Origin of the sequence: Pelobacter propionicus DSM 2379 (genome assembly GCF_000015045.1) — a bacterium.
Taxonomy (GTDB): Bacteria; Desulfobacterota; Desulfuromonadia; order Geobacterales; family Pseudopelobacteraceae; genus Pseudopelobacter; species Pseudopelobacter propionicus.
Window position 1 is genome coordinate 470953 of record NC_008609.1, and the last position, 21658, is coordinate 492610.

Sequence of the window (21658 nt, forward strand, 5' to 3'; positions counted from 1 at the left end):
TTCGATAACGGGCTGAACAGCCAGGCTCTCCTCCTTTGAAGAGCGGGGGGGCGAGGTTGGCGCCAGCAGAATATTTCTCTTCTCTGCAAAGGGGGCTTTGGCCCGATATCAATGCCGTCAAACAGGGAAACGCGGCAGGATTCGCCTTGCTGCCTTTCTGGCGACGAAGCATCCGCTGAGATCAGCGCTGCCAGAGCGCCCCGTCATACACCATTCGCTCCATCAACTCCCAGTTGGCCCTGGGCAGGGGGGTGAAAATCTTCTGTTTCTTGCGCAGCGACAGGATGTAGTCGTTGATCCGCTCCTGGTCAGTCTTGCTGATCTGGATAAAGCGGTAGCCGCACACCCGTGCGCCGCTCTCCAGCCGATTCCACACCAGGTCACCCAGGGCGCATACCGGCAGTTGCCCCTCGTCTAGGCCGAGGAGGAACAGGGAGAGCGGCGAAGGGCTTGTCCCGCTTTCTGACGCGATGCGGATGCCGCCCACGCCGAGATTGATCGTTGTCTCCTGCATCCTGATGCCGGGAGGAAGCTCCCGGTTCTTCATCAGTCCGCTGATCCGGTCGAACTCGCGGCGAAATGCGTCCAGTGAGTTGTTTCCCTGGAACTGGGACAGGTGAATGCTGGCATCGATGCGGGGTGCCTGGCGACGCTGGTACATCTCCAGATTGCTGCGCAGCCTGAGATGAAGGATAGAGCCCTCCTCAACCCTGAGTAGATCGGCGATCACCTGGATACCGTTGCCCATCACCTCGGTGGTCAGCTTGTAGGCATGGTTCAGTGATTCGCCGACAGGGTGCGCGCAGTCGCGGGGGTAGGTAAGCTGCACCGCAACGGAATCTCCGCCGCGCCCCACGATGGTCCCGCTCAGGGATTCATACAGATCATGGTCACGGTTCTCCGATGCGTTGATCAGGTAGACCCTCTGTCTGCGGTTGAAATACTTGCTCATATCGACTTTTTGTTCGTGGGAGTCACTCATGGCCGTAACCTCGCCTGACCGGTGATCATGGGGAAGATGACAGCATGCCGGCATCGTTGCTGTCGCCTGATAGGTGGACACGAAACAGGCTGCCGATCAATCACCTGGAAGTGGTTCGGCAACCCGGCTGTTTTCGTAAGATCCTGAGGCGTTGCGCCCCATCCTCGCGGATGGCTTGGGTGTAACGTTTTTCTGCGCTCTCCTGGCTCTGTATAGCCAGCGTAATCAAAAGGGTCGGACACTGTCAAGACGCGTTTTTCATTAAGATGCAAGTCTTTGAAATCAACGGCGCGGCAGGGGTTGTGCCGGTCCGAGCCATTCCCCGGTTGCCGGCCAGTTCTTGTCATGGCACTCAGGCTGGCCATGCCGAACGCGGTTCGGAGGTGACATTTGATATCGGATGCCCTTTTTCTCGTCCTGAAACGGCACAAGCCGCAAAACCATGAGGTTTTACGGCTTGTATTTTTGGCAAAACAAAAGGGGTAGTCGTCAGAACGGAATGTCGTCATCCTGGAAGGGGGGCGGTTCATAGCCGCCGCCACTGGTGCCCGCCGGTGCGGGGGAGTAGGAATCACCACTGCTGCGGCGCTCACCCTTGGGGGAGAGCATCTGCATCTTTTCTCCCACGATCTCGGTGGTATAGCGCTTGATACCGTCCTTCTCGTATTCCCTGGTCTGTAGGCGTCCCTCGATGTAGACGGTTTTGCCCTTGGAGAGGTACTCCCCGGCGATCTCGGCCAGACGGGCCCAGAGGGTCACCCGGTGCCATTCAGTGCGCTCCTCCCATTCCCCGTTCCTGTTCTTGAATTTTTCGGTGGTCGCCAGGTTGAAGCTGGCAACGGCCTGACCGGATGCGGTGTAGCGCACCTCCGGGTCCCTGCCCAGATTTCCGATCAGCATTACTTTGTTGAGACTGGCCATGGTTGTGCTCCTTGTGTGTAAAAGGGCGCGTGGACAGGACCTCCCTCGCCCCAAAACAGACTGTGCAATTTTTTGCAAACAATACCTCAGATGCAAGGCTTACTCAACAGCAAAAAAATTCCCCTGGCGGCACATCAACCAGCACCCTGAATGGGGCGAGGTTTTCCGTGGGCTGACCCGGAATAGGTGACCTGCGGTTGTCACGGGCCATGGCAAAGCGATACGAATCGTGGTACCACTATGGAACCTTCTCTCTGCGTGAGGCGCCCATGTTTCCCACCCTTCAGGCGGATTTACAGATCAGTGCCGGCGCCGGACCGGCCGCGCCGGGATGGTGCCACTCCAGCGGGAGAGCACTGTGACCGCGCCACGGGGAAAACGGAGGCTTCCCTTCCGCTACTGCGAGCCGGCCTTCTTTGGCGGCCTGCTGGACGACCCGCTGCTGTTTCTGCGCATCCGCCCCCTGGGGAGTGCCCTTTTGTTCGACTGCGGCCAGATCGCCCACTTGGCAAAACTGGGTAGTCAAGCCGATCCGGGCCGTCTTCATCACCCACGCCCACATGGACCACATCATGGGGGTCCCCACGCTGGTGCGCCATCACCATGCCTCGCCCCATCCCCTTGACCTGTACGGCCCTGCCGGCATCGCGGAACGTGTCGGCCACCTGTTGGCCGGTTTTGAGTGGAACCTGGCCGAGCCGACCTGGTTCACCCTGCGGGTCCACGAGGTACTTCCCGACCGTATCCTGCATTTCAGCTTCCCTGGTCCGGAAAGGTTTAGGCGCCATTTTGCTGGAGAAGAAGAGCGCCAGAGTCGGGAGATCTGGTCATGCCCCTACCTGACGGTGGCGGCGGAGATCCTGGATCACAAACTGCCGGTACTGGTTTTCAGGGTCGACGAACGACCGCACTTCTCCATCGACGCTGCCAAACTGGAACAGCGGGGACTGGTTGCCGGGGCGTGAAATCATGGTTGTGTTTTTGGGCGCCGGGTGTACACTTGCTTGCAGCAACAACTTGAAACCATACGGAAATCCATGAAAGCACACAGATCAAGCACACCGGGACATACGGGAGGCGGGGAGATGAATCCGGACTGCGCCCCGGCAGATGGATGGAGCAGCCAATGCCGGTTTCACCCGCCATTCGTGTCAGCCAACCAGGGGGGAGAACAGCCATGAGTTCCTCGCATCAACGAGAGGTTGGGCGGCTGGTTGAATCCCTGGTCAGGGGAGCGGCCCTGGAACTCTACCTGACCCCAAAGCCGGGACTGGTTGACCTGGCCGATTCCGGGTCGCACTCCGACCTGTCGCTCTCCACCATGGAGCGTTCCATACACTCCATTGCTGACTACCTGCTTGAACTGTTCCGCTCCCTGAGCTGCGGGGAGCGTTTCGAGCACCAGGTGGCCATAGCCAAACGGGCCGAACGCAACATGCTCCAGGCGCGGGGAACCAATACCCACCGGGGCTACCTGTTTCTGAGCGGCCTGCTGCTGATCGCCCATTGGCATACCCGCTCCCCGGGTGAACGCTCCCTGCGTGTGACCATCACCTCCCTGGCCGATGATTTTTTCAACAGCTACGGGGGAAAAAGCACACACGGCAGGCAGGTCAGGCAACGCTACCGGGCAGGCGGAATCGTCCGGGAGGCGTTGGCCGGTTTCCCTTCCCTGTTCGTCACGGCCCTGCCCGCCTTCCGATCAAGCATGGAGCGCTGCAGCTGCTTCAGGAGCGCCTCCTTTGCCATGCTGGCGCAACTGATGCAGGCGGTGGAGGACACTACCACGCTGCACCGCGGCGGGCCCTTCGCCCTCTCCCGTATCAGGCGCGACGGCCGGGTGCTGGAGCGGATCATCTCCACGGGGGGGGACTACGTCTCCTTTCTGGCCGGGCTGAACCGTATCTACATTCTGAAGGGGATCACCATGGGTGGTGTTGCCGACCTGCTTGGTCTTTCCTACGGCTACCTGCTGTTTCGCAACGAGATTACCCTGGCCGATGAAACCGCGCATATCGCCAGCGGCACGGTCTGTCATCTTGACGAGTTGTCGCCGCTGATCCGCACCCGCCCGGACAGCGCCGCCTGGTTTTCCGGCTCCCCTGCTGCCGGACTGCAGTATCAGGTGCCGCCCAATTCACTGTATGAAGAGGCCATTTTTGAGGCGCTCCAGGCTGTTCGCTGCACGGCTTGGTAAACCCGATTCAGATCCAACAGAAAGGATGTGGCATGAACTACACCTACCTCACGGTCCCGCAGGGAGAGAAGATCAGCATGGGGAGCGACGGCAAGCTTCGGGTCCCCGCCAACCCCATCATCCCGTTCATCGAGGGAGACGGCACCGGCCCCGACATCTGGCGGGCGGCGAAGAGGGTGTTGGACGCCGCCGTTGCCAGGGCCTATGGCGGAGCACGGAAGATCAGCTGGATGGAGGTCTTTGCCGGCGAGAAGTCCTTCAACATGTTCAGGGAGAGCATGGGAGACCGGGCCTGGCTGCCGGACGAGACCGTGGATGCCTACCGCGAGTTCCTGGTGGGCATCAAGGGGCCCCTGACCACCCCCATCGGCGGCGGCATCCGCTCGCTGAACGTGGCTTTGCGCCAGCTTTTGGACCTGTACGTCTGCCTGCGGCCGGTGCGCTACTTCCAGGGGGTGCCGTCGCCGGTGAAGAAACCCCAGGACGTGGACATGGTTATTTTCCGGGAGAACACGGAGGACATCTACGCCGGTATCGAGTGGATGCAGGGCACAACCGAGTGCGAAAAACTCAAGAGATTCCTGCTGGAGGAGATGAAGGTCACCAATATCCGCTTCCCGGGCAGCGTCTCCCTGGGGGTCAAGCCGATTTCAAAGGAGGGGTCCCAGCGCCTGGTCAGGGCCGCCATCGATTATGCCCTGGAGCAGGGACGGCGCTCGGTCACCCTGGTGCACAAGGGGAACATCATGAAGTACACCGAGGGGGCCTTCAAGGAGTGGGGCTACCAGGTGGCTACCGAACAGTTCCGCGACCGGGTGGTCACCGAACGGGAGAGCTGGATCATCGCCAACCAGGACAAGAACCCCACCATGGCGCCGGAGGAGAACGCCCGGCTGATCGAACCGGGCTATGACCTGATGACGCCCAACCAGCGCCAAAGGATCGTTGACGAGGTGCAGGCCGCCCTGGGGCTGATGGCGACCCACGGCAACGGCCAGTGGAAGAAACTCCTGCTTATCAAAGACTCCATCGCCGATATCGCCCTGCAGCAGGTACTGACCCGCGCCAAAGAGTTCGACGTCATCGCCACCATGAATCTGGAGGGGGACTTCCTCTCCGACGCCCTGGCAGCCCAGGTGGGCGGCATCGGCATCGCTCCGGGTGCCAACATCAACTACCTGACCGGCCACGCCATCTTCGAGGCCACCCACGGCACGGCGCCCAAGTACGCCAACCAGGACAAGGTCAACCCCGGTTCGGTGATCCTCTCCGGCGTGATGATGCTGGAGTACCTGGGATGGCGGGAGGCTGCCGACCTGGTCATCGCCGCCATCGACAGGACCATCTCCCAGAAGAAGGTCACCTACGACTTCGAGCGTCTGATGGAGGGGGCCACCCTGGTGAGCTGCTCCGGCTTCGCCGACGCTCTGATCGGGAATATGTGACCGTATTTCCAAGGCAGGTGAGAATACACACAAACAGGCCGGGACTGCCCCGGCCTGTTTGTGTGTGCTGCGCGTACGGCGTCTCAGGTCACCAGCCCCCGCAGGAGCCCCAGGTTGATCCCGTCCATCTCGTCATTGTCCCCCTTGGGGGTTTCCAGGATCTTGGGCGTCGTGGCGAAGCGCTGGTCGTTCAAGATGAAACGGAAGGGGTTGAGCCCCAGCATGCCCTGGCCTATGTGCTCGTGGCGGTCCACCCGTGAGCCGAGCCCTTTCCTGGAGTCGTTGAAGTGGAAGCATTCCAGTCGGTCGAGCCCGATGATTTGGTCGAATTCTTCCTTGGTGGAGCGGTACCCCTCTTCGCTGGTGATGTCGTAGCCGGCGGCGAAGGTGTGGCAGGTGTCGAAGCAGACCCCGAAACGCTCCGGATAACGGCAACCGTCGATAATAGTCCGCAGCTCCTGAAAGTTCCGCCCCAGGTTGGTCCCCTGGCCGGCGGTTGTCTCCAGCAGCACCCTTCCCTGGAAGAGCGGCACCTCCTGGAAGAGCCGGTCGAAGGCCTGGCTCACCCGCGTCAGAGCAGCTTCCGGACTGTCGGACAGATGCGATCCGGGGTGCATGACCACCCTGTCGATGCCTAGTCGGGCACAGGTCTCTAGTTCGTCCCGGAAGGCCGCCAGGCTCTTGTCGCGAACCTCCCCCGGAGCGGAAGCCAGGTTGATCAGGTAGATGTCGTGGGAGATCACCTCGCGCAGGCCGGAAGCCGCGAATTTCTCCCTGAACAGGGCCACATCGGCATCACTCAGCGTCTTTTCCTTCCACTGATTGGAGTTGCGGGTAAAGATCTGCAGCACGCCGCAACCGGTCGCCATGGCGCGGTCAATGGCCCGGTGCAGGCCGCCTGCTATGGACATGTGGGCGCCAAGATAATCAGGCATTGCTCACCTCTGTATTCACGTGATTTTTCATTCCGGTTGCTTCGCCTCAGATCAGGTCGGAGCGGTTTCCCCAGAGGTGTACCTCCACCTGGTCTCCTGCGTCGCAACTGCCGGATTCGGCCGGCAGGACGGCAAGTGCCTCGGCGCCGCTTGCATCCCCGCCAATGACCGTCCCCTGTCTGGTGGTCAAGGAGGCGTACCATCTTCCCTCGTCGCGCTCCAGGTGGACCGGCACGATCTGCAGGATGCCCGGCTTTTTGCGAAATTCGTCACGGAGTACGGCCCTGAACAGCGGACGCAGAACCGACCGCAAACCCTGCATCCTGAGTAGTGCCGGTCGTACGAACTCCTCGAAGGTGATCAGGGTTGCCAGGGGATTGCCCGGCAGGCAGAAGGCCGGTGTGGAGCCATGCAGGGCAAAGGCGCTTGGCCCACCGGGCCTCATTGCCACCTTCCAGAAGAGCTGACGTGCCCCCAGTTCCTCCAGCACATCGCGCACGAAATCGCGGTCCCCGGCCGAGACACCGGCCGAGGTGACCAGCATGTCCGCCCCCAACCCCTCGGCCAACAGAGTATGGTGGCTCACCCGGTTGTCGCGGGCAATGCCGATCATGCGGGGGATTCCGCCCGCCTCCCGTACCGCTGCTGCCAGCGCCAGGGCATTGCTGTTGACGATCTGTCCCGGCCCGGGCGTCCTGCCCGGCTCGATCAGTTCGTCTCCCGAGGAGAGCAGGGCCACAACCGGCCGCCGCCACACCGGAGCCATGGTCATGCCGAAGCTGGCCAACATGCCGATGAGGGGTGCTCCGACAGGCGTGCCGGCGGCGGCAAAGACACCTCCCTCCCTGACCACCCCGCCCCGAAAGCGGATGTGCTGCCCCTTCTTGACCGGCCGCAGCAGCGTGACATAGCGCTTTCCGTTGTCGGTCTCCTCCAGCGGCATCACGGCATCGCAGCCGTCCGGAAGCGGAGCGCCGGTCATGATCCTGATCGCGCATCCCGGTTCCAGGCGCTCCCCCGCGGTGCCGCCCCCGGCGGGAAGAAACCCGCTCACCCTCAGGCTGCGGGGAATGGTGCCGCAATCCTCTGCGCGCACCGCATACCCGTCCATGGCCGCATTGTCCCACAGGGGCATGTCCCAGGGGGCGACCGCGTCCTCGGCCAGCACGCGGCCGAGAGCGTCCAGCAGCGGGACCCGCTCCGTGCCCAGGGGCCGGACATGGGCCAGTATGGTTCTGCGAGCCTCTTCGAACGACAGCATATACCCCTCCTGAGTAGAGTCGTGACAGAATAGCGGGAAGATGAGTCAAATACAACCGTGACGAGGCCAGCGGTCCTGCCCTTCGCGGCATCCTGGCAGGGGAGCGCCTCCCTGCTTGACTCCCTTCGTCGGTCCGGGATATACTCACCTGTGTAACAAATTACACAGAGGTCGCCATGACGTTCGATGAACAGCTTGAACAGATCCACTCCAAAATCGTCACCTACGGCAAGGAAAACCAGGGGGAGCTGCTCTATGCCCTGACCGAGGGCGCCTATCTCATCTCCGGCAGCAGACGGGTGCGCATCTACCTGGAGGATCTGCCCCGCGGCGTACTCTCCTGCGTGCACGCCACCGGTCACCTGGAGAACGAGCTGCGCGAGTTCGCCTTTCCCATATTCTCTTCCGAGACCATTGTCTCCCGGGTCTTTGCCAGCCAGTATCCCGCTGAATTCAGGCTGAACAGGGGCATGACCGTCACGCCCGACGACGAGTTCGCCAACCGCTTCGGCTTCTACTCCAGCTACATTACCCCCCTCGTCAGCCTGGGCAAGTCAATCGGCGTTCTCTGCATCGATCACGAGACCAGCGCCGAGCGGCTGAGCGGGAAGGCTAGGTCGCAGCTGTCGGAATTCGCCGGTTCCATGGCGGTGCGGCTTGACGAGGCCCGCATCTATCATCAGCAGGTCCAGCTGGTGCGTCGCCTGGAGGAGTTCAGGGCGCGCGAAGCGGCCAGCATGATGGTAAAATCGGCGGCACAACTGGTCAAGAAGGTCTCGCTGGCGTCGGTGCTGGTGCTGAACCAGATTGACGCCGAGGAGTTCTCCCTGAGCATCCTGGCCAGCTATTCCGACGACCCGCAACTCAAAAACCTCTACGATCAGCAGGGGGCAACCAACCTGCACCCCGGCTCATCGCTGCTGGCCCAGTATGTGGATGCCCACGGCGTCATCGTGGACGAACGTCTGCTCCGCCCGCTCTACATCGCCGACCTGACCCGGCACACGCTGCAGAAGCCGGTTCTTACCGAGGCCATGGCGCTGCGCTCCATGTATATCGTACCCCGCTACGCGCCGGACAGCCGGCGGGTCATCTGCCTGGTCAACTATTTCTCCCGCGATCTGAACCGCTTCACCGGCTTCGAGATGGGGCTGCTCCAAACCCATGCCGAGCTGGTGGAACGGGTGATCAGCGAGGTCGGCGGCGAACACCTGGAGATCAGGGTCCTCTCGGAAATATCCGACCTGCTCAACGAACGGGCCGAGAACCTGCAGCCGTTTTTGACCAAGGTGCTTTCCAAGGCAACCGAACTGATCGGTGCCGACACCGGCAGCATCGGCCTGATCAGGGAGCGCGACAGCCGCAAGTGGCTGGTGGTTGAGGACGACAACGGCACCATCATCGGCGCCAAGAACAAGGAATGGCTCAAGAAGAACATCCCCCCCTTTCCGGTGGGAGGTGATGATCTGCCAGTCGCCGACCGCAGCCTGACCGGCTATGTGGCCCACACCAAGCAGCCCAAGATCATCGGCCGGGTGGATCAGGAGCTGCAGACCGGCGGATTCCACCGCTCCATGAGCGAGCTGCTCAAGAGCGAGATCGCCGTCCCGATCATCTGCGACGAGGAGGTGATCGCCGTCATCTGCCTGAATTCGCAGCATTACGATTATTTCCGCGAGGAACACCGCCGCATCCTGCAGATCATAGGCTCCCTCACGGCGCGCCACATTTCCGACCTGCAGCGCATCGAGGGACTGCAGAGCGAGGTCAATCGCCTGACAACCGACGTGGCCTACAAGGACCCGCACGTCTCGTCCTACCGCCTGGGAAACATCATCGGCAACAGCCCCACAACCCAGGCCGTGGTGGAGTTTATCAACACCGTCTCCTTGCCGCTCTTCAACCGGATCACCTTCTGGAGCCGCAACATCCCCCAGGAGGCCACCATCGGCCTTCCCTCGATCCTGATCACCGGACCGACCGGCTCGGGCAAGGAGTTCTTCTTCAACAACCTCTACAACAAGCTGAACGAACTGTACCGCAGCCACATTAATCCCAGCGGCGAACTGCCGGTCAAGAAGACCAATATCGCCTCCTACTCGGGGGAGCTGACCTATTCGGAGCTGTTCGGTCACAAGAAGGGAGCCTTCACCGGCGCCTATAACGACCGGCGCGGGATTCTGGAAGAGACCATGGGGGGGGTCGTCTTTCTGGACGAAATCGGTGATGCCGATCCCAAGACCCAGGTGCAGCTGCTGCGCTTCCTGGACAATGGCGGCTTTGTTCGGCTGGGGGAGAACACCGACCGCTTCAGCCGGGTGCTGCTGGTGGCTGCCACCAACCGCAACCTCCCCGAAGAGATCGCCCAGGGGAACTTCCGCGAAGACCTGTTCCATCGCCTCTCCGAGCTCTCCATCCGGCTTCCGTCACTCAACGAGCGGCGCGAGGATATCTCGGACCTGTCGGTGCACTTCCTGGGGAAACTCTTCCGCACCTACCGCAGTGAAGCTGAACTTCCCGACCAGCCGCCGGTGCTTTCCGAGGATGCCAAGCAGGAACTCAGGCGCCACAACTATCAGGGCAACATACGCGAACTGCGCAGTATCCTGCTGCGTGCGCTCTTCTTCCGCACCCGGAACACCATCATCGGAGAGGACATCCGCATGGCCATCGCCGGCACTGCCGCCGGGGACATCTCCGCTTGCCGCCCCGTTGCGCGGGATCTGGACAAGCGGCTGGCAGAGACCATTCTGGAGCGCATCGAGGCGGGTGGGGATTTCTGGACCGACATCTACGAACCGTTCTCCCGCAGCGACATCTCCCGGGAAACGGTGCGCCAGGTAATCGAACGGGCGCGGGCAATGGCGGGCAAGACCATGCCGGCGGTTGCCCGTTACCTGAAGGCGGTGGATAATACCGGAGATGCCGGCGAGGTGCAGCGCCGGCTGTTCAAGTTCAAAAACTTCCTCTACAAGACGGTTAAGATATGAAGCATTATGAAGAATTGTGAATGACTGTTAAAAACACATAAAAATCAGATGTTTTGGACTCGTTTTGCCGAATGTAACCCGCTAAGAGCTGTGAAGGCTTTAGCGGGTTTTTTAATTCTCATCGCACCTATATCGTACCTAAAGTATGGCAGACGGGTTTTAGGTACGAAAACATACTTGTCCTGTCGGGTGTTCCGCACGTGAGAGCCTCGTCCCTTCCCCACGAAACACAAACTCGGTGTTACATAGTAAGAAATATATTTCTTATATCCTTCGTGATGCTGGCGGCCGTGTTCAACTACGCCCGGGTGAAGTACCCGGTGTCCGTACCGTCCAATCCGCTTGCGGTGCTGCGCTTCGGCAAGCACATGCGCCGGATCGAGGCGCGGGAGGACCGCCTTGAAGGGGATGACTTCAGGGCCTTCTATGTGGGGATCCAGGCGTTCAATGAGATCCTGCTCGACTGCTACCTGGTCTGCCTGTACCAGGGCATGAGGAGCGAAGAAACGGCGGGGCTCCGCTGGGAGCACGTGGACCTTGAGAAGCGGGTAATATTCATCCCGGATACCAATGAGGCTGATCAGAAAAATTGATGGAAATTAGGCGAGAAATAGACGAGAAATGTGAGGAAAAGATGGAGAAGCCCCCTCACTTTTCTTGGCGGAATCGACGGGGGCTCCTCCTTGCCCAGCAGGAATCAGGCAGGAGTCATGCTACCAGAAATTATTCAGCGTCAGAAGCTTTTTTCCCTCCTTTATAACATCGACGTCGACCTTGCCGAGGGGGTGCGCTCCCTTGGTTGCCCTACTGTTCGGGACCGCTGCACCGAGGCGCCTATGTGCGCAAACCCCGTGGCGGCCCCGCCAACCTGTTCGAAACATTCTTCATACGCCATAGTCTTTGCTGCGGTCGTGAAGGTTGCCGACGACGGACCTTGCCGCCATCGGTGCTCTTCCTGGGCCGGCGTGTTTATTGGGGCGGGGTGATCGTTGTCGCCACAGCCCTTCGCCAACAGCGGGAAAAGGGTTACAGCGCCCGCAAGATCATGGACCTCTTCGGCGTCACCCTCTCGACTTTCAGACGCTGGCTGGCGTTTTTTCGCTCGACCTTCCCGCATACCTCAACCTGGCAAAGATTGCGCGGTCTCCTGATCCCTCCAGTGGCGGCGGAAGCGATTCCGTTGGGGGTGCTGGAGCGCCTGGGGCTTGGCCGCGACGGCCCGGAAACGGCGTTGGTGCGCTGTCTGCGACTGCTTGCGGGATGCGGCTTTTGAACAGGATCGGCGAGGGAGCTGGACTGTCGTAAGGGTCCGCGCAAAAGATGGCGGATTCGCATCGGGCTCGGAATGGTTTATAAGGCGGCTCTTGGCTGACCCGAAGGTGCTCCACAGTGGAGACGCCTGGATGGCGGCCGGAAAGGAGCCTTAAATGAAGAAGAATGTAGTCCCGAAGCAGCGCTGGGCCAGGTTTCGGCTGCAGGTGATCGGACCGCTATTGGCGAGCCCTGCCGCGAGCGGGGAGTTGCAGGGAAAGATCCGGGAATTGAGCGAGAGGGTGTACCGGCATCCCCTGCTCCCGGAGAAGTCTATACGACTTGGTTTTTCCACGCTCGAACGCTGGTACTACCAGGCGAAGGACGCCGCGGACCCGATCGCTGCGCTGAGTCGCAAGGCGCGTTCGGACGCCGGGTGTCAGATTGCGCTGTCCGAGGCGCTCTTGAGCGCCCTGGAAGTGCAGTATGCCAGGTATCCTCGCTGGACGGTGCAACTGCACTACGACAACCTCGCCGCCGAAGTGGCCCAAAAGCCCCAGATGGGAGCCTTGCCGAGCTACCAGAGCGTGCTTCGCCGAATGCGGGAGAAGGGGTGGCAGAAAAGGCGCGAGCCCGCGAACCCGACCGAAGGACAACGCCGCGCCGTCCGGCGCCGCGAAAGCCGTGAGATTCGCGGCTATGAGGCGAGCCACGTGCACGCCCTGTGGCACCTCGACTTCCACCAGGGAAGCCTCAAGGTGCTGGACGAGGAGGGGGGCTGGCAGACGCCCCTGGTGTGCGCGGTTCTGGACGACCGGAGCAGGCTCTGCTGCCATCTGCAGTGGTATCTGGCGGAAAGCGCCCAGAACCTCGCGCATGCTCTCACGCAGGCGATGCTGAAACGTGGGCTTCCCAGGGCTCTGATGACCGATAATGGAAGCGCGATGCTGGCGGAGGAAACCCGGGAGGGGCTGGCCCGACTCGGGGTGAGCCACGACACAACCCTTCCTTACTCGCCCTATATGAACGGGAAACAGGAGGTGTTCTGGGCGCAGCTTGAGGGACGTCTCATGGAGCTTTTGCGCGGGGTGAGCCCCTTGCGGCTGGAGTTCCTCAACCGCACCACCCAGGCGTGGGTCGAACAGGACTATCACCGCCGTACCCACAGCGAGATCGGCTGCGCTCCGATCGAGCGCCTGCTCGCCGGACCGGAGGTCTCCCGCTCGGCTCCCGACATGGACTCCTTGAATCTCGCCTTCACCCGCCAGGTTACGCGCACCCAGCGCAAAAGCGATGCAACCGTGACGGTCGAGGGGGTGCGCTTCGAGGTCCCGTCGCGGTTCAGGCATCTCCCCCGCCTGACGTTACGCCATGCCGGTTGGGACGTAAGCCGGATGGTTCTAGTGGATCCCGACAGCTGCAATCCCTTGGCCCGGCTGCTCCCCCAGGACAAGGAGAAAAACGCCTCCGGTCAGCGCCGCACTCTGGAACCGGTTGCGGCGCAGTCGGCCCAGGCGAACGCCTCACCCGAGGAGATGCCCGCACTGCTTCGCAAGTGGCTGGCGGATTACGCCGCCACCGGGCTTCCACCGGCCTATCTTGCCGTGAAGGAGGGTCCCGATGAACGATAAGACTCTCCTGGCCCTCTACGGGCTCAAGTACAACCCGTTCGTGCCGGCGCTTCCCGTGGAGGCGCTCTGGCCGCTGCCGGGCGCCGAACTCTTTGCCCGGCGCCTGGAGTCCCTGGTCTCCTAGGGCGGGTTCTCCCTGATCACCGGTGAGCCGGGCTACGGCAAATCGAAGACCCTGCAGTGGCTTGGCGCCCGCCTGGGACAACTGCCCGACATCGTAGTGGGGGTGATGGAGCGCCCCCAAAGCAAGGTCGCCGATTTCTATCGCGAGCTTGGAGAGCTATTCGGCGTTCAGCTCAATCCCGCCAACCGGTATGGCGGATTCAAGGCGCTGCGTGAGCGCTGGCGCGCACACTGTGCAGCGACTCTCTTGCGCCCGCTGCTCCTGGTCGATGAGGCTCAGGAGGTCAGCTCCGAGTGCCTGACCGAACTGAGGCTCCTGCAAAGCGCGAGCTTCGACTCCCAGAGCCTGCTCTTCACCGTGCTGTGCGGCGACGCCCGGCTCCCCCAGCGCTTCCGCACCCCGGAACTCCTACCCTTGGGCAGTCGCATCCGCGCCCGCCTGGAACTCTCCGCGCTCACCCCGCAGGAGCTGGCTTCCTACCTGGACTACGTCCTGCAGAAAGCCGGGGCGCCCCAGTTGATCGCACCGGAGCTGATCCAAACCCTGGCAACCCATGCACACGGAAACCTGCGGGTGCTCACACACATGGCGGCGGAACTGCTCACCGCCGCCGCCGAGCGCAACCTCCCGCGCATCGACGAACCCCTCTACTTCGACCTATTCACTCCTCCCGTGCGTCAGCCGCGCCGTTCCTGAAATAGCCCGGGAGGTGGATATGGAATGCACTGTGTATAACCCCCAGAAAAGACGGCTGGAAACGCTCGATGTGGAGATCACGGAGGAAAATACGACATGGTTCCGCTACCGTCGGAATATTAGAAGCATCACCATGATCACTGACTGGAACGGAGGACTGCTCATCAAGACAGGGTTTAACTATCCGGTCTATCTGTATGACGTATCGAGGGAGGACATCGGTTACAGCCGGAAGAAGGCAAGGGAGCTCATGCGGCAACTGAGGTAGGAAAAACCTGGGGGCGGCGGATGAACCTACTGTTATGCAGGGCTCAACCGCTGCCCATCCAGCATCCATGATCGTCAGGTCAGGGCCTGCAATGATCCCTCAATTAGCAAGTCTGAACCTCCCTCGATTATCGTGTTTACTCTCACCAAGAACCGGCAGGCGCTGCATGTGCCGCTGAGCCGCCAGTCTCTGGTAATCCTCATGCAGCGGAAGGAGCGCAACCCGCTCGGCTCCCCCTGGATCTTCCTGTCGCTGTACCGCCCCCAGAACCTGAACAAGAGCGGACACGCCCGGATGATGGCCGCCGAGTTGCGGGCACGGACCGGGTTGAAGAAGATCGCCGTTCACGGCCTGCGGGAGCCGTTGTTGAGGATCTGCAACGAGATGGAGCGGTTGATGGTCGAGGGAGTTGGAGTGAAAGTGATCAACAGTGCCGATGCACGGGGCAAGTAGCAAATCCGGGAACCCAAAGAACAAGCCCCCTGCGAAGATCGTAGGGGGCTTGCATCGCTCCTGCATGTAGCGTATGCCGATGGTTCTGGTCAGCCATTTCCGTTTCCCGTAACCGGCGTAAAGGACCAGGCCGGTTACAGCAGGCGCTCGGATCGGAGCGGCTTCAATTCTTTTTCGCGGGCTGACCCGGGGGAGCGCCTTCACGCCGTCCCAGGCCTTCGGCGATAAGGGCAAGCACCAGGGTGTTGATGCTTACCCCTTCGGCCTTGGCCCGAGCCTGGATCGAAGCATGCAGCGAACGGAGAAGGCGCTGTACAAATTTGACCGGCTTGCTCTCTTCGTCGTAATGGGGCAGGGCCGGTATCTCCCGCCCCATGTCCACCTGGGCGGTAATCCAGCAGTTGAAAGCCTTGTAAACTCTCACCGCTGCGACAATTGTTGACGGTTCACGGTTTTGAAAGCTTGGCTGTGCCGGGGGGGCTTTCTTCTGCAGAAGAGCCACCTTTCTTTGGGGATAGTGCACAAATCATTCGGCTGACTTAAGCTGTTTAGCTGTCATGTGTGCAAATTCATATTCAATTTCAACCACAATCTGACCATCATTATCATCGAATCCTTCACCATATTGTTGATCGATGTCATCATTGATAATCAAAAGAAGTTCTCCATTTGAAGTCGTAGGCAAATGACACAAATTACCTACAGCAAAAGTGAGACCTTCGATTTGTCCTATCAATGCACCCTCATTTACGTCTTGAAGAACGTAGCCAGGTTTTCCCTTATATACGTCAGTTCCATTGGCGTCGAAGTACCCTATAGCAGGATTGGTCGTCCAAGAATCGCCAATATATCTTACAGCTACTTTATCGTGTGGATTGACATAAACGCCGGTTCCTTGCCACTTTTGTTTAGCATAAATTGTCCTTCGCACTTTTTTTGTTGCCATGATATGCCTCCTTAAGTTTTAGTCGCTTACCTCTGAAATATCCTGTGTCAATGCCAACCCCATATGTTACTCGCCCTTTATCCCCCTCCGGTATGGCAATGCCACGCAGGGGATATAGGTTTATGGACAGGTTTTAGAAGTTCCAGAACTCATCGATTTCTTCGTCGGAGAAGTCCCAGACAACGTTGTGCGGCGGTAAGGGTTCGTATGTGAAGAACTCGGGCAAGCGGTCGTGAGCACTGTTGAACCCGGCTTCGATGTTGAATTTTCGTTCGACCTTGAGGATCTGCTTGCCAAGGGCAACAAAGTCGTCGCCGGCAAGGGAGCTGTCGAAGCGGGCGTTGAGCATGTCGATCAGGGCCGGCAGGCATTCAGGAATATCGAGGGCGGGAAAGGCCACGAAGATACACATGCCGGTGGAGTCAATCGCGGCGGTTGCGATCTGCAGGTTTCGGGAAAGCTCAACCTGGCCTTCCTTCTTGAGCGGATCAACGTTGCCGCCGACATTGAGGATATTGGTTGCAATGGAGTAACCCGCGGTGTGGTCGGCCCCCATGGTGCTGGTCGCATAGGTGATACCGATGCCTTTGATTGAACGGGGGTCATAGGCCGGAATGCTCTGGTTCTTCACGACAGGAACACGGATGACACCGTAGGCACGCCCCACAGAACCGGCACCGCCACCAAGGATGCGGCCGAGCGGTGTACCCTTGGCGATTTCATCCGTGAGCAGGCGAAGTACTCCCTCGCCGTCGCCAAAAGGGATGATGCCGGCTTCCATTGCCACGCCGAACATGACTGCGGTTTCAATGGAGTCGATACCGATATCGTCCATGATATTGTCGGCTTTCGCGATGATATCCAGATTTTCGATACAACAGTTGGCACCGAGAGCCCAGATGGTCTCATATTCGAAACCGGATGAAAGATATTTTCCGTCCTGGTCAAGGTAGACCTGCGAGCACTGGATGATGCAACCGGCATGGCAACCATGTTTCGGTTTGCCACCACGGGCAACGATTGTGTCGTGCATGGTTTCGCCGGAGATCTTGTCATGCGAAGCAAACTGACCGTAAGAGAAGTTGCGGGTCGGCAATCCTCCGGCCTCGTTGATGATATTTACCAGAACGTTGGTGCCATAGGTGGGGAGGGCCTGACCGCTGACCGGGTGGTCGAGCAGGGCTTTGGCAAAGACTCGTGAGGCAGCCTTGAATTTATCCGGGGCGGCAATCGTGACACCGGGTGCACCTTCGCCGTCTATGGAGATGAACTTGATCTTCTTGGAACCCATAACCGCGCCGAGGCCTCCGCGGCCGTGGCTACGGAGTTTGCTGTCAGGATCCTTGACCGAAATATCTGCCGCTGCCATTCTGAGTTCACCAGCAATACCTATGGTCAGGATGCCGGTTTTTTTGCCCAGACGAGTCTCAACGGCATCAATGATGGCAAAGTTGTTCTGGCCGACGAGTTCGGTTTCCTCCTGGATGGTGATACCGTCCTTGTTTACGTGCAGGTTGAACCATTTGTCCTCCTTTGGCTGACCTTCGATGATCAGTGCCTTGATACAAAGTCGTGCCAGCAGTTGTGCCGCGGTACCGCCGGAGTTGCTCTCATTAATGCCTCCGGTGAGCGGGCTCTTGGCGCCCGCGGAGAGACGTCCGGACTGGGCTGCTGGTGTACCGGTGAGAAGGCCCGGGGCAAACACCAGTTTGTTGTTCGGCCCGAGAGGATGGCAGGTCGGCGGAACCTCGGCAGCTACGATAGTTGAGGTCAATCCGCGGCCACCGAGTAGTGCCCACTCTGCGGGAACGTCTTCCTGTTTGACCGTCAAATCGGTCATATTTACGCGATAGATCTTGTCCATGGTGTTTCTCCTTGTCAGCTTTTTCCCACCTGGGCGGATAGGGCAAAACAGGAAAAATCAATGGATTTTGTAACCACTCAAGACGCAAGCGCCTAAACCTGCTCGAACATGTCCTTTCCCACCCCGCACTGAGGGCAGACCCATTCATCGGGGAGATCCTCAAAGGGGGTGCCCGGTGCGATGCCGTTTCCTATGTCCCCCTCGGCGGGGTCATAGACATAACCACAGATGGTGCATTTCCATTTCTGCATGGTTTACTCTCCTGTTCAGTTATTCCCTCCAGTGGATGCAAGAAACCGGGCATGCGTCGATGGCCTCCTGCTGAATTTTATCTTCTGAAGCCCCCGCCGGATCATAGGCTTCCGCCTTGCCGCTGTCGGCGAAACGGAACACTTCCGGTATGCTGTCAACACAGACGCCGCAGCTAATGCACTCATCCTGATCAACCACTACAGTTTTCCGCATTGTCTTACCTCCTTTGGTTTTTTATACATAATAACATTAAAACTCTTATTTTTTTCAGAAACTCCGCTATGCATCTCTCTATCGGTGAAGGTAAAAAATTACCACTATGTTTGACTTTACATGGTTAGGAGATAAAATTCAGTGTCAATGAAACCAGCGCCACAACAATGTTGTTGGTAGCAGTGAAGCCTGACTTCCATCGCAAAATTGCAATGCCGTGGCTATGGTGAGTTTTAAAGGAGCGGTTTATACACAACGTCAGAAAATCACCAAAGGAGGCATTACTATGAACATCTTCGAATTTGCCATGAAAATGGAACTGGACGGCAAGGCTTATTATGAAAAACTGGCGGAGGGAACCAGTGAGTCGGGCTTGAAAGCCATCTTCACCAAACTGGCTGCAGATGAACAGAAACACTACGATACAATAGTGACCCTAAAGACGGATGCCACCTGCTCAATGCCTGACACAATCATCCTGAACGAGGCAAAAAACCTGTTTGAAAACCTGCTGAAAAACAAGGACATCACGGACAGTCTGAAAAAATCTCTGGACGGTTACCAGCATGCAAGAAAAATTGAAGCGGACAGTGTTCGCTTCTATGAGGATCTGGCGCAAAAGGAAACGAATCCGGAATTAGGGCAGATTTTCACGAGGATTGCTGGCGAGGAGAAAGAGCATTACAACATTTTGGACAACCTTTACGATTTTGTTCTGGAACCGCAATATTTTCTGGCCTGGAGAGAATTCAGCAACATTAAGGAGTTGTGAAAAAAATTACTTGTACCAACTGTTGCGGGCTATTGTGGTGAGAATTCAGCCTGTTATAGATTCAGGTGGGTCACACATCAAAGACGATATCAGGGCGGCGAGGAAGAAGGCGATGGAGGTGTACAGATAGTTCGCTGAGGATCCTTCGACGAGCAAACGAAGAGAGCGCTTTGAGTTGGAATTGGCATGAGACCACACGAGGGGAACGTATAAATAAAGCCCCCGCTTCCTGAAGGGAAAGCGGGGGCTTGTGTTTTTTAGAGCGAACGCTGCTGTCGTCAGGACGCGCTGTGGCGCGCCACGTAACCGCTCCAGCGTCTGTCCACCCAGGCCTGCACATCGGCGATGTTCTGGGGGGTCATGGTCTTGAAGCGTGCCTGGGTGGCGAAGAACTGGGACACCGGCACCAGCGGTTTGCCCCCCTTGGCCAGGGTGGCGCTGCGTTCGGTCAGGCGGAAGACGCCATCCTCGATCTCATAGAGCACCACCAAGCCGGTGTCAACCGCCAGTTTGCCCAGTTTTACCGTATCCCTCGGGTCGAAGCCCCAGCCGCTGGGGCAGGGGACGTTCATATGCAGGTAGCGCAACCCCTTGATGGAGCGAGCCTTGACCACCTTGTCGTAGACGTCGGTGGGATAGGCTGCCGAGGTGGAAGCGATGTAGGGAACCGCGTGGGCCTCCATGATAGCCGGCAGGTCCTTGGGATTCTCCTTCTTGCCGCGGCTGGTGGTGGTAGTGCGCGCGCCATGGGGCGTCAGTCCCGATCGCTGGGTGCCGGTGTTCATGTATGCCTCATTGTCGTAGCAGACGTAGATGAAGTCGTCGTTGCGCTCGGCAGCGCCGGAGAGGGCCTGGATGCCGATGTCGCCGGTGCCGCCGTCACCCACCATGGCCAGTACCGTCATCTCGTCGGCGCGCCCCAGGGCGCGCAGGCCGGCGACAACACCCGCTGCGGCAGCGGCCGTGCTGGGAAACGATACGTTGATCCATGGAATCATCATGGAGGAGACCGGGTACATGCCGCCCAGCACCGTCAGGCAGCTGGCCGGGTTGACCAGTACCATCTTGCCGTCCAGCGCCTTGGTTATGGAGCGCAGCCCGATGCCGATGCCGCAGCCGGCGCAGGCGCGGTTGCCGGGGAGCATGTGTTCGCTGGTGGGTAGGTCGAGGATTTTGGTGGACATACTGATTACTCCCTGTCGCCGCACGTTGTTGATTCGCACCGCCCGTCTACATCGGTCCGCTGCAGGTTGATCCAGACGGTCGGGCGCTGGCCCATGCCGGCCTCGGCGTCGGCGATGGCGGCGCGGGCCTGTTCTGCCAGCTGGGCCGCGGTTACATCCCTGCCCCCCAGGCCGGTCACGGTTCCGAAGACCCGAGGCATGTTGTCCCGGCCGGACAGGGCGGCGCGCAGGTCCGTGCAGATCGGCCCCTCATAGCCGTAGCTTAAGGCCTTGTCGAATACGATCGCCAGGGAACGGCCGGTCAGCTTCTCGCACAGGTGCGCCACCGGGAAGGGACGGTAGGCGCGGATGCCGAGGACGCCGATGCGTACCCCTTCGGTGCGCAATTCATCGGCCGCCAGGGTAAGCTCCATGCCCAGAGAGCCGGCGGCGATCAGCACTATCTGGGCATCCTCCAGCCGGTGCTCCCAGGTCAGCCCGCCCCAGGCACGGCCGAAAACAGCGGAAAACTCGGCATCGACGGCGGGGATCAGCTCCAGCGCCTCGGCCAGGGCCTGCTGGTGGGCATGGCGGATCTCCATGTAGCCACCGTGCAGGACGCCGTTCGCATCCAGGCGGGGGTCGGCCAGGGTGACCGGGCCTACGTTGCGCGGGTCGTTGACGTCAATCACCTGCAGTCCGGCCGGCCGGGGGGGGAGGAAGGCGTCCGCCTGTTCAGGGGTGGGGACGTTCACCGGCATGACCGTGTGGGAGAGCAGGAAGCCGTCGTAGCAGACCATCACCGGCAGGCTGAGCTGTTCGCCGATGCGGAATGCCTGCAGGAAGGTGTCCAGGATCTCCTGGTTGTCGCGGCAGTAGAGCTGAATCCACCCCGCATCGCGCACGGACATGGAGTCCTGCTGGTCGTTGAGCACGTTCCAGGGGGCTGCCATGGAGCGGTTCACGCACCCCATAACCACCGGCAGCCGTGCACCGGCCGTCCACCAGACCTGCTCGGTCATGTAGGCCAGGCCGTTGGAGCTGGTGGCGGTGAAGGTGCGCGCGCCCACCGTGGAGGCGGCAAGGCAGACGGTCAGAGCCGAGTGTTCCGACTCCACCGTGACGAACTCTGCTGCCAGTTCTCCGGACTCGACCCATTTGGAAAGATTCTCCACCACCGAGGACTGGGGAGTGATCGGGTACGCAGCCACCACCTGTACACGGGCAAGCTTTGCGGCGGTGGCGGCGGCCTCATTTCCGGTGATAACGACGGTACGCGACATGGACTCCTCTC

22 protein-coding genes and 1 pseudogene are annotated in these 21658 nt (G+C 59.9%); 11 read left to right on the forward strand and 12 right to left on the reverse strand.

What is annotated here, in order from left to right; genetic code table 11:
• Positions 1 to 181: 181 nt before the first annotated feature.
• The 3 genes from PPRO_RS02190 to PPRO_RS21145 form a co-directional block, all read right to left on the reverse strand.
• A complete protein-coding gene (locus PPRO_RS02190; protein ID WP_011734394.1) occupies positions 182 to 982 on the reverse strand; it encodes a PilZ domain-containing protein in 801 nt (266 codons plus the stop codon).
• Positions 983 to 1471: 489 nt separating this feature from the next.
• A complete protein-coding gene (locus PPRO_RS02195; protein ID WP_011734395.1) occupies positions 1472 to 1903 on the reverse strand; it encodes a single-stranded DNA-binding protein in 432 nt (143 codons plus the stop codon).
• A 283-nt stretch (positions 1904 to 2186) separates the two neighbouring features.
• A complete protein-coding gene (locus tag PPRO_RS21145; RefSeq protein ID WP_049759618.1) occupies positions 2187 to 2477 on the reverse strand; it encodes a hypothetical protein in 291 nt (96 codons plus the stop codon).
• Between PPRO_RS21145 and PPRO_RS19255 the strand changes: the two genes are divergently transcribed.
• From PPRO_RS19255 to icd, 3 genes are all read left to right on the forward strand, one after another.
• Positions 2476 to 2868, forward strand: a complete 393-nt coding sequence (locus tag PPRO_RS19255; protein WP_049759619.1) for an MBL fold metallo-hydrolase — start codon at positions 2476 to 2478, stop codon at positions 2866 to 2868. The genes PPRO_RS21145 and PPRO_RS19255 overlap by 2 nt on opposite strands.
• Before the next feature lie 212 nt (positions 2869 to 3080).
• A complete protein-coding gene (locus PPRO_RS02205; protein ID WP_011734397.1) occupies positions 3081 to 4100 on the forward strand; it encodes a triphosphoribosyl-dephospho-CoA synthase in 1020 nt (339 codons plus the stop codon).
• A gap of 32 nt (positions 4101 to 4132) precedes the next feature.
• Positions 4133 to 5545, forward strand: a complete 1413-nt coding sequence (icd, locus tag PPRO_RS02210; RefSeq protein WP_011734398.1) for an NADP-dependent isocitrate dehydrogenase — start codon at positions 4133 to 4135, stop codon at positions 5543 to 5545.
• An 83-nt stretch (positions 5546 to 5628) separates the two neighbouring features.
• Here icd and PPRO_RS02215 read toward each other — a convergent pair whose 3' ends face one another.
• Complete coding sequence (locus PPRO_RS02215; protein WP_011734399.1) at positions 5629 to 6480, reverse strand: deoxyribonuclease IV; 852 nt, start codon at positions 6478 to 6480, stop codon at positions 5629 to 5631.
• A 46-nt stretch (positions 6481 to 6526) separates the two neighbouring features.
• Entirely contained in the window at positions 6527 to 7741 is a 1215-nt protein-coding gene (locus PPRO_RS02220; protein WP_011734400.1) for a molybdopterin molybdotransferase MoeA, read from the reverse strand.
• A 176-nt stretch (positions 7742 to 7917) separates the two neighbouring features.
• Between PPRO_RS02220 and PPRO_RS02225 the strand changes: the two genes are divergently transcribed.
• From PPRO_RS02225 to PPRO_RS02255, 7 genes and pseudogenes are all read left to right on the forward strand, one after another.
• Complete coding sequence (locus PPRO_RS02225) at positions 7918 to 10731, forward strand: GPMC system transcriptional regulator (RefSeq protein WP_011734401.1); 2814 nt, start codon at positions 7918 to 7920, stop codon at positions 10729 to 10731.
• A gap of 290 nt (positions 10732 to 11021) precedes the next feature.
• Complete coding sequence (locus PPRO_RS02230; RefSeq protein ID WP_198138316.1) at positions 11022 to 11324, forward strand: site-specific integrase; 303 nt, start codon at positions 11022 to 11024, stop codon at positions 11322 to 11324.
• Between the two features lie 245 nt (positions 11325 to 11569).
• Positions 11570 to 12004, forward strand: a complete 435-nt coding sequence (locus PPRO_RS02235; RefSeq protein ID WP_198138261.1) for a hypothetical protein — start codon at positions 11570 to 11572, stop codon at positions 12002 to 12004.
• Positions 12005 to 12158: 154 nt separating this feature from the next.
• Positions 12159 to 13613, forward strand: a complete 1455-nt coding sequence (locus tag PPRO_RS02240; RefSeq protein ID WP_011734404.1) for an IS481 family transposase — start codon at positions 12159 to 12161, stop codon at positions 13611 to 13613.
• Positions 13603 to 14433, forward strand: a pseudogene (locus PPRO_RS02245) (ExeA family protein). Before PPRO_RS02240 ends, PPRO_RS02245 begins: the two are co-directional and overlap by 11 nt.
• 19 nt (positions 14434 to 14452) lie before the next feature.
• Entirely contained in the window at positions 14453 to 14701 is a 249-nt protein-coding gene (locus tag PPRO_RS02250) for a hypothetical protein (protein ID WP_011734407.1), read from the forward strand.
• Between the two features lie 132 nt (positions 14702 to 14833).
• On the forward strand, positions 14834 to 15154 hold the full coding sequence (locus tag PPRO_RS02255; RefSeq protein WP_011734408.1) for a hypothetical protein: 321 nt from the start codon (positions 14834 to 14836) through the stop codon (positions 15152 to 15154).
• A gap of 163 nt (positions 15155 to 15317) precedes the next feature.
• Here PPRO_RS02255 and PPRO_RS02260 read toward each other — a convergent pair whose 3' ends face one another.
• From PPRO_RS02260 to PPRO_RS02280, 5 genes are all read right to left on the reverse strand, one after another.
• Positions 15318 to 15677 carry a toxin-antitoxin system HicB family antitoxin gene (locus PPRO_RS02260; protein WP_011734409.1) on the reverse strand — a complete coding sequence of 120 codons (360 nt, stop codon included), beginning with the start codon at positions 15675 to 15677 and terminating at the stop codon, positions 15318 to 15320.
• 3 nt (positions 15678 to 15680) lie between these two features.
• Complete coding sequence (locus PPRO_RS02265) at positions 15681 to 16100, reverse strand: hypothetical protein (RefSeq protein WP_011734410.1); 420 nt, start codon at positions 16098 to 16100, stop codon at positions 15681 to 15683.
• A 133-nt stretch (positions 16101 to 16233) separates the two neighbouring features.
• The gene (locus tag PPRO_RS02270; RefSeq protein WP_011734411.1) at positions 16234 to 17964 is read right to left on the reverse strand and encodes an aldehyde ferredoxin oxidoreductase family protein; all 1731 of its coding nucleotides are present in this window, start codon (positions 17962 to 17964) and stop codon (positions 16234 to 16236) included.
• A 92-nt stretch (positions 17965 to 18056) separates the two neighbouring features.
• Entirely contained in the window at positions 18057 to 18215 is a 159-nt protein-coding gene (gene rd, locus PPRO_RS02275; RefSeq protein ID WP_011734412.1) for a rubredoxin, read from the reverse strand.
• A 19-nt stretch (positions 18216 to 18234) separates the two neighbouring features.
• Positions 18235 to 18429, reverse strand: a complete 195-nt coding sequence (locus PPRO_RS02280) for a ferredoxin (RefSeq protein WP_011734413.1) — start codon at positions 18427 to 18429, stop codon at positions 18235 to 18237.
• Between the two features lie 286 nt (positions 18430 to 18715).
• Between PPRO_RS02280 and PPRO_RS02285 the strand changes: the two genes are divergently transcribed.
• Positions 18716 to 19201 carry a ferritin-like domain-containing protein gene (locus tag PPRO_RS02285; RefSeq protein WP_011734414.1) on the forward strand — a complete coding sequence of 162 codons (486 nt, stop codon included), beginning with the start codon at positions 18716 to 18718 and terminating at the stop codon, positions 19199 to 19201.
• Positions 19202 to 19479: 278 nt separating this feature from the next.
• On the opposite strand, the gene PPRO_RS02290 is transcribed toward PPRO_RS02285, so the two are convergent.
• Both PPRO_RS02290 and PPRO_RS02295 read right to left on the reverse strand, forming a co-directional pair.
• Complete coding sequence (locus PPRO_RS02290) at positions 19480 to 20385, reverse strand: thiamine pyrophosphate-dependent enzyme (RefSeq protein ID WP_011734415.1); 906 nt, start codon at positions 20383 to 20385, stop codon at positions 19480 to 19482.
• A gap of 5 nt (positions 20386 to 20390) precedes the next feature.
• Positions 20391 to 21647: a pyruvate ferredoxin oxidoreductase gene (locus PPRO_RS02295; RefSeq protein ID WP_011734416.1), complete on the reverse strand. Its 1257-nt coding sequence runs from the start codon at positions 21645 to 21647 to the stop codon at positions 20391 to 20393.
• Positions 21648 to 21658 lie beyond the last annotated feature (11 nt).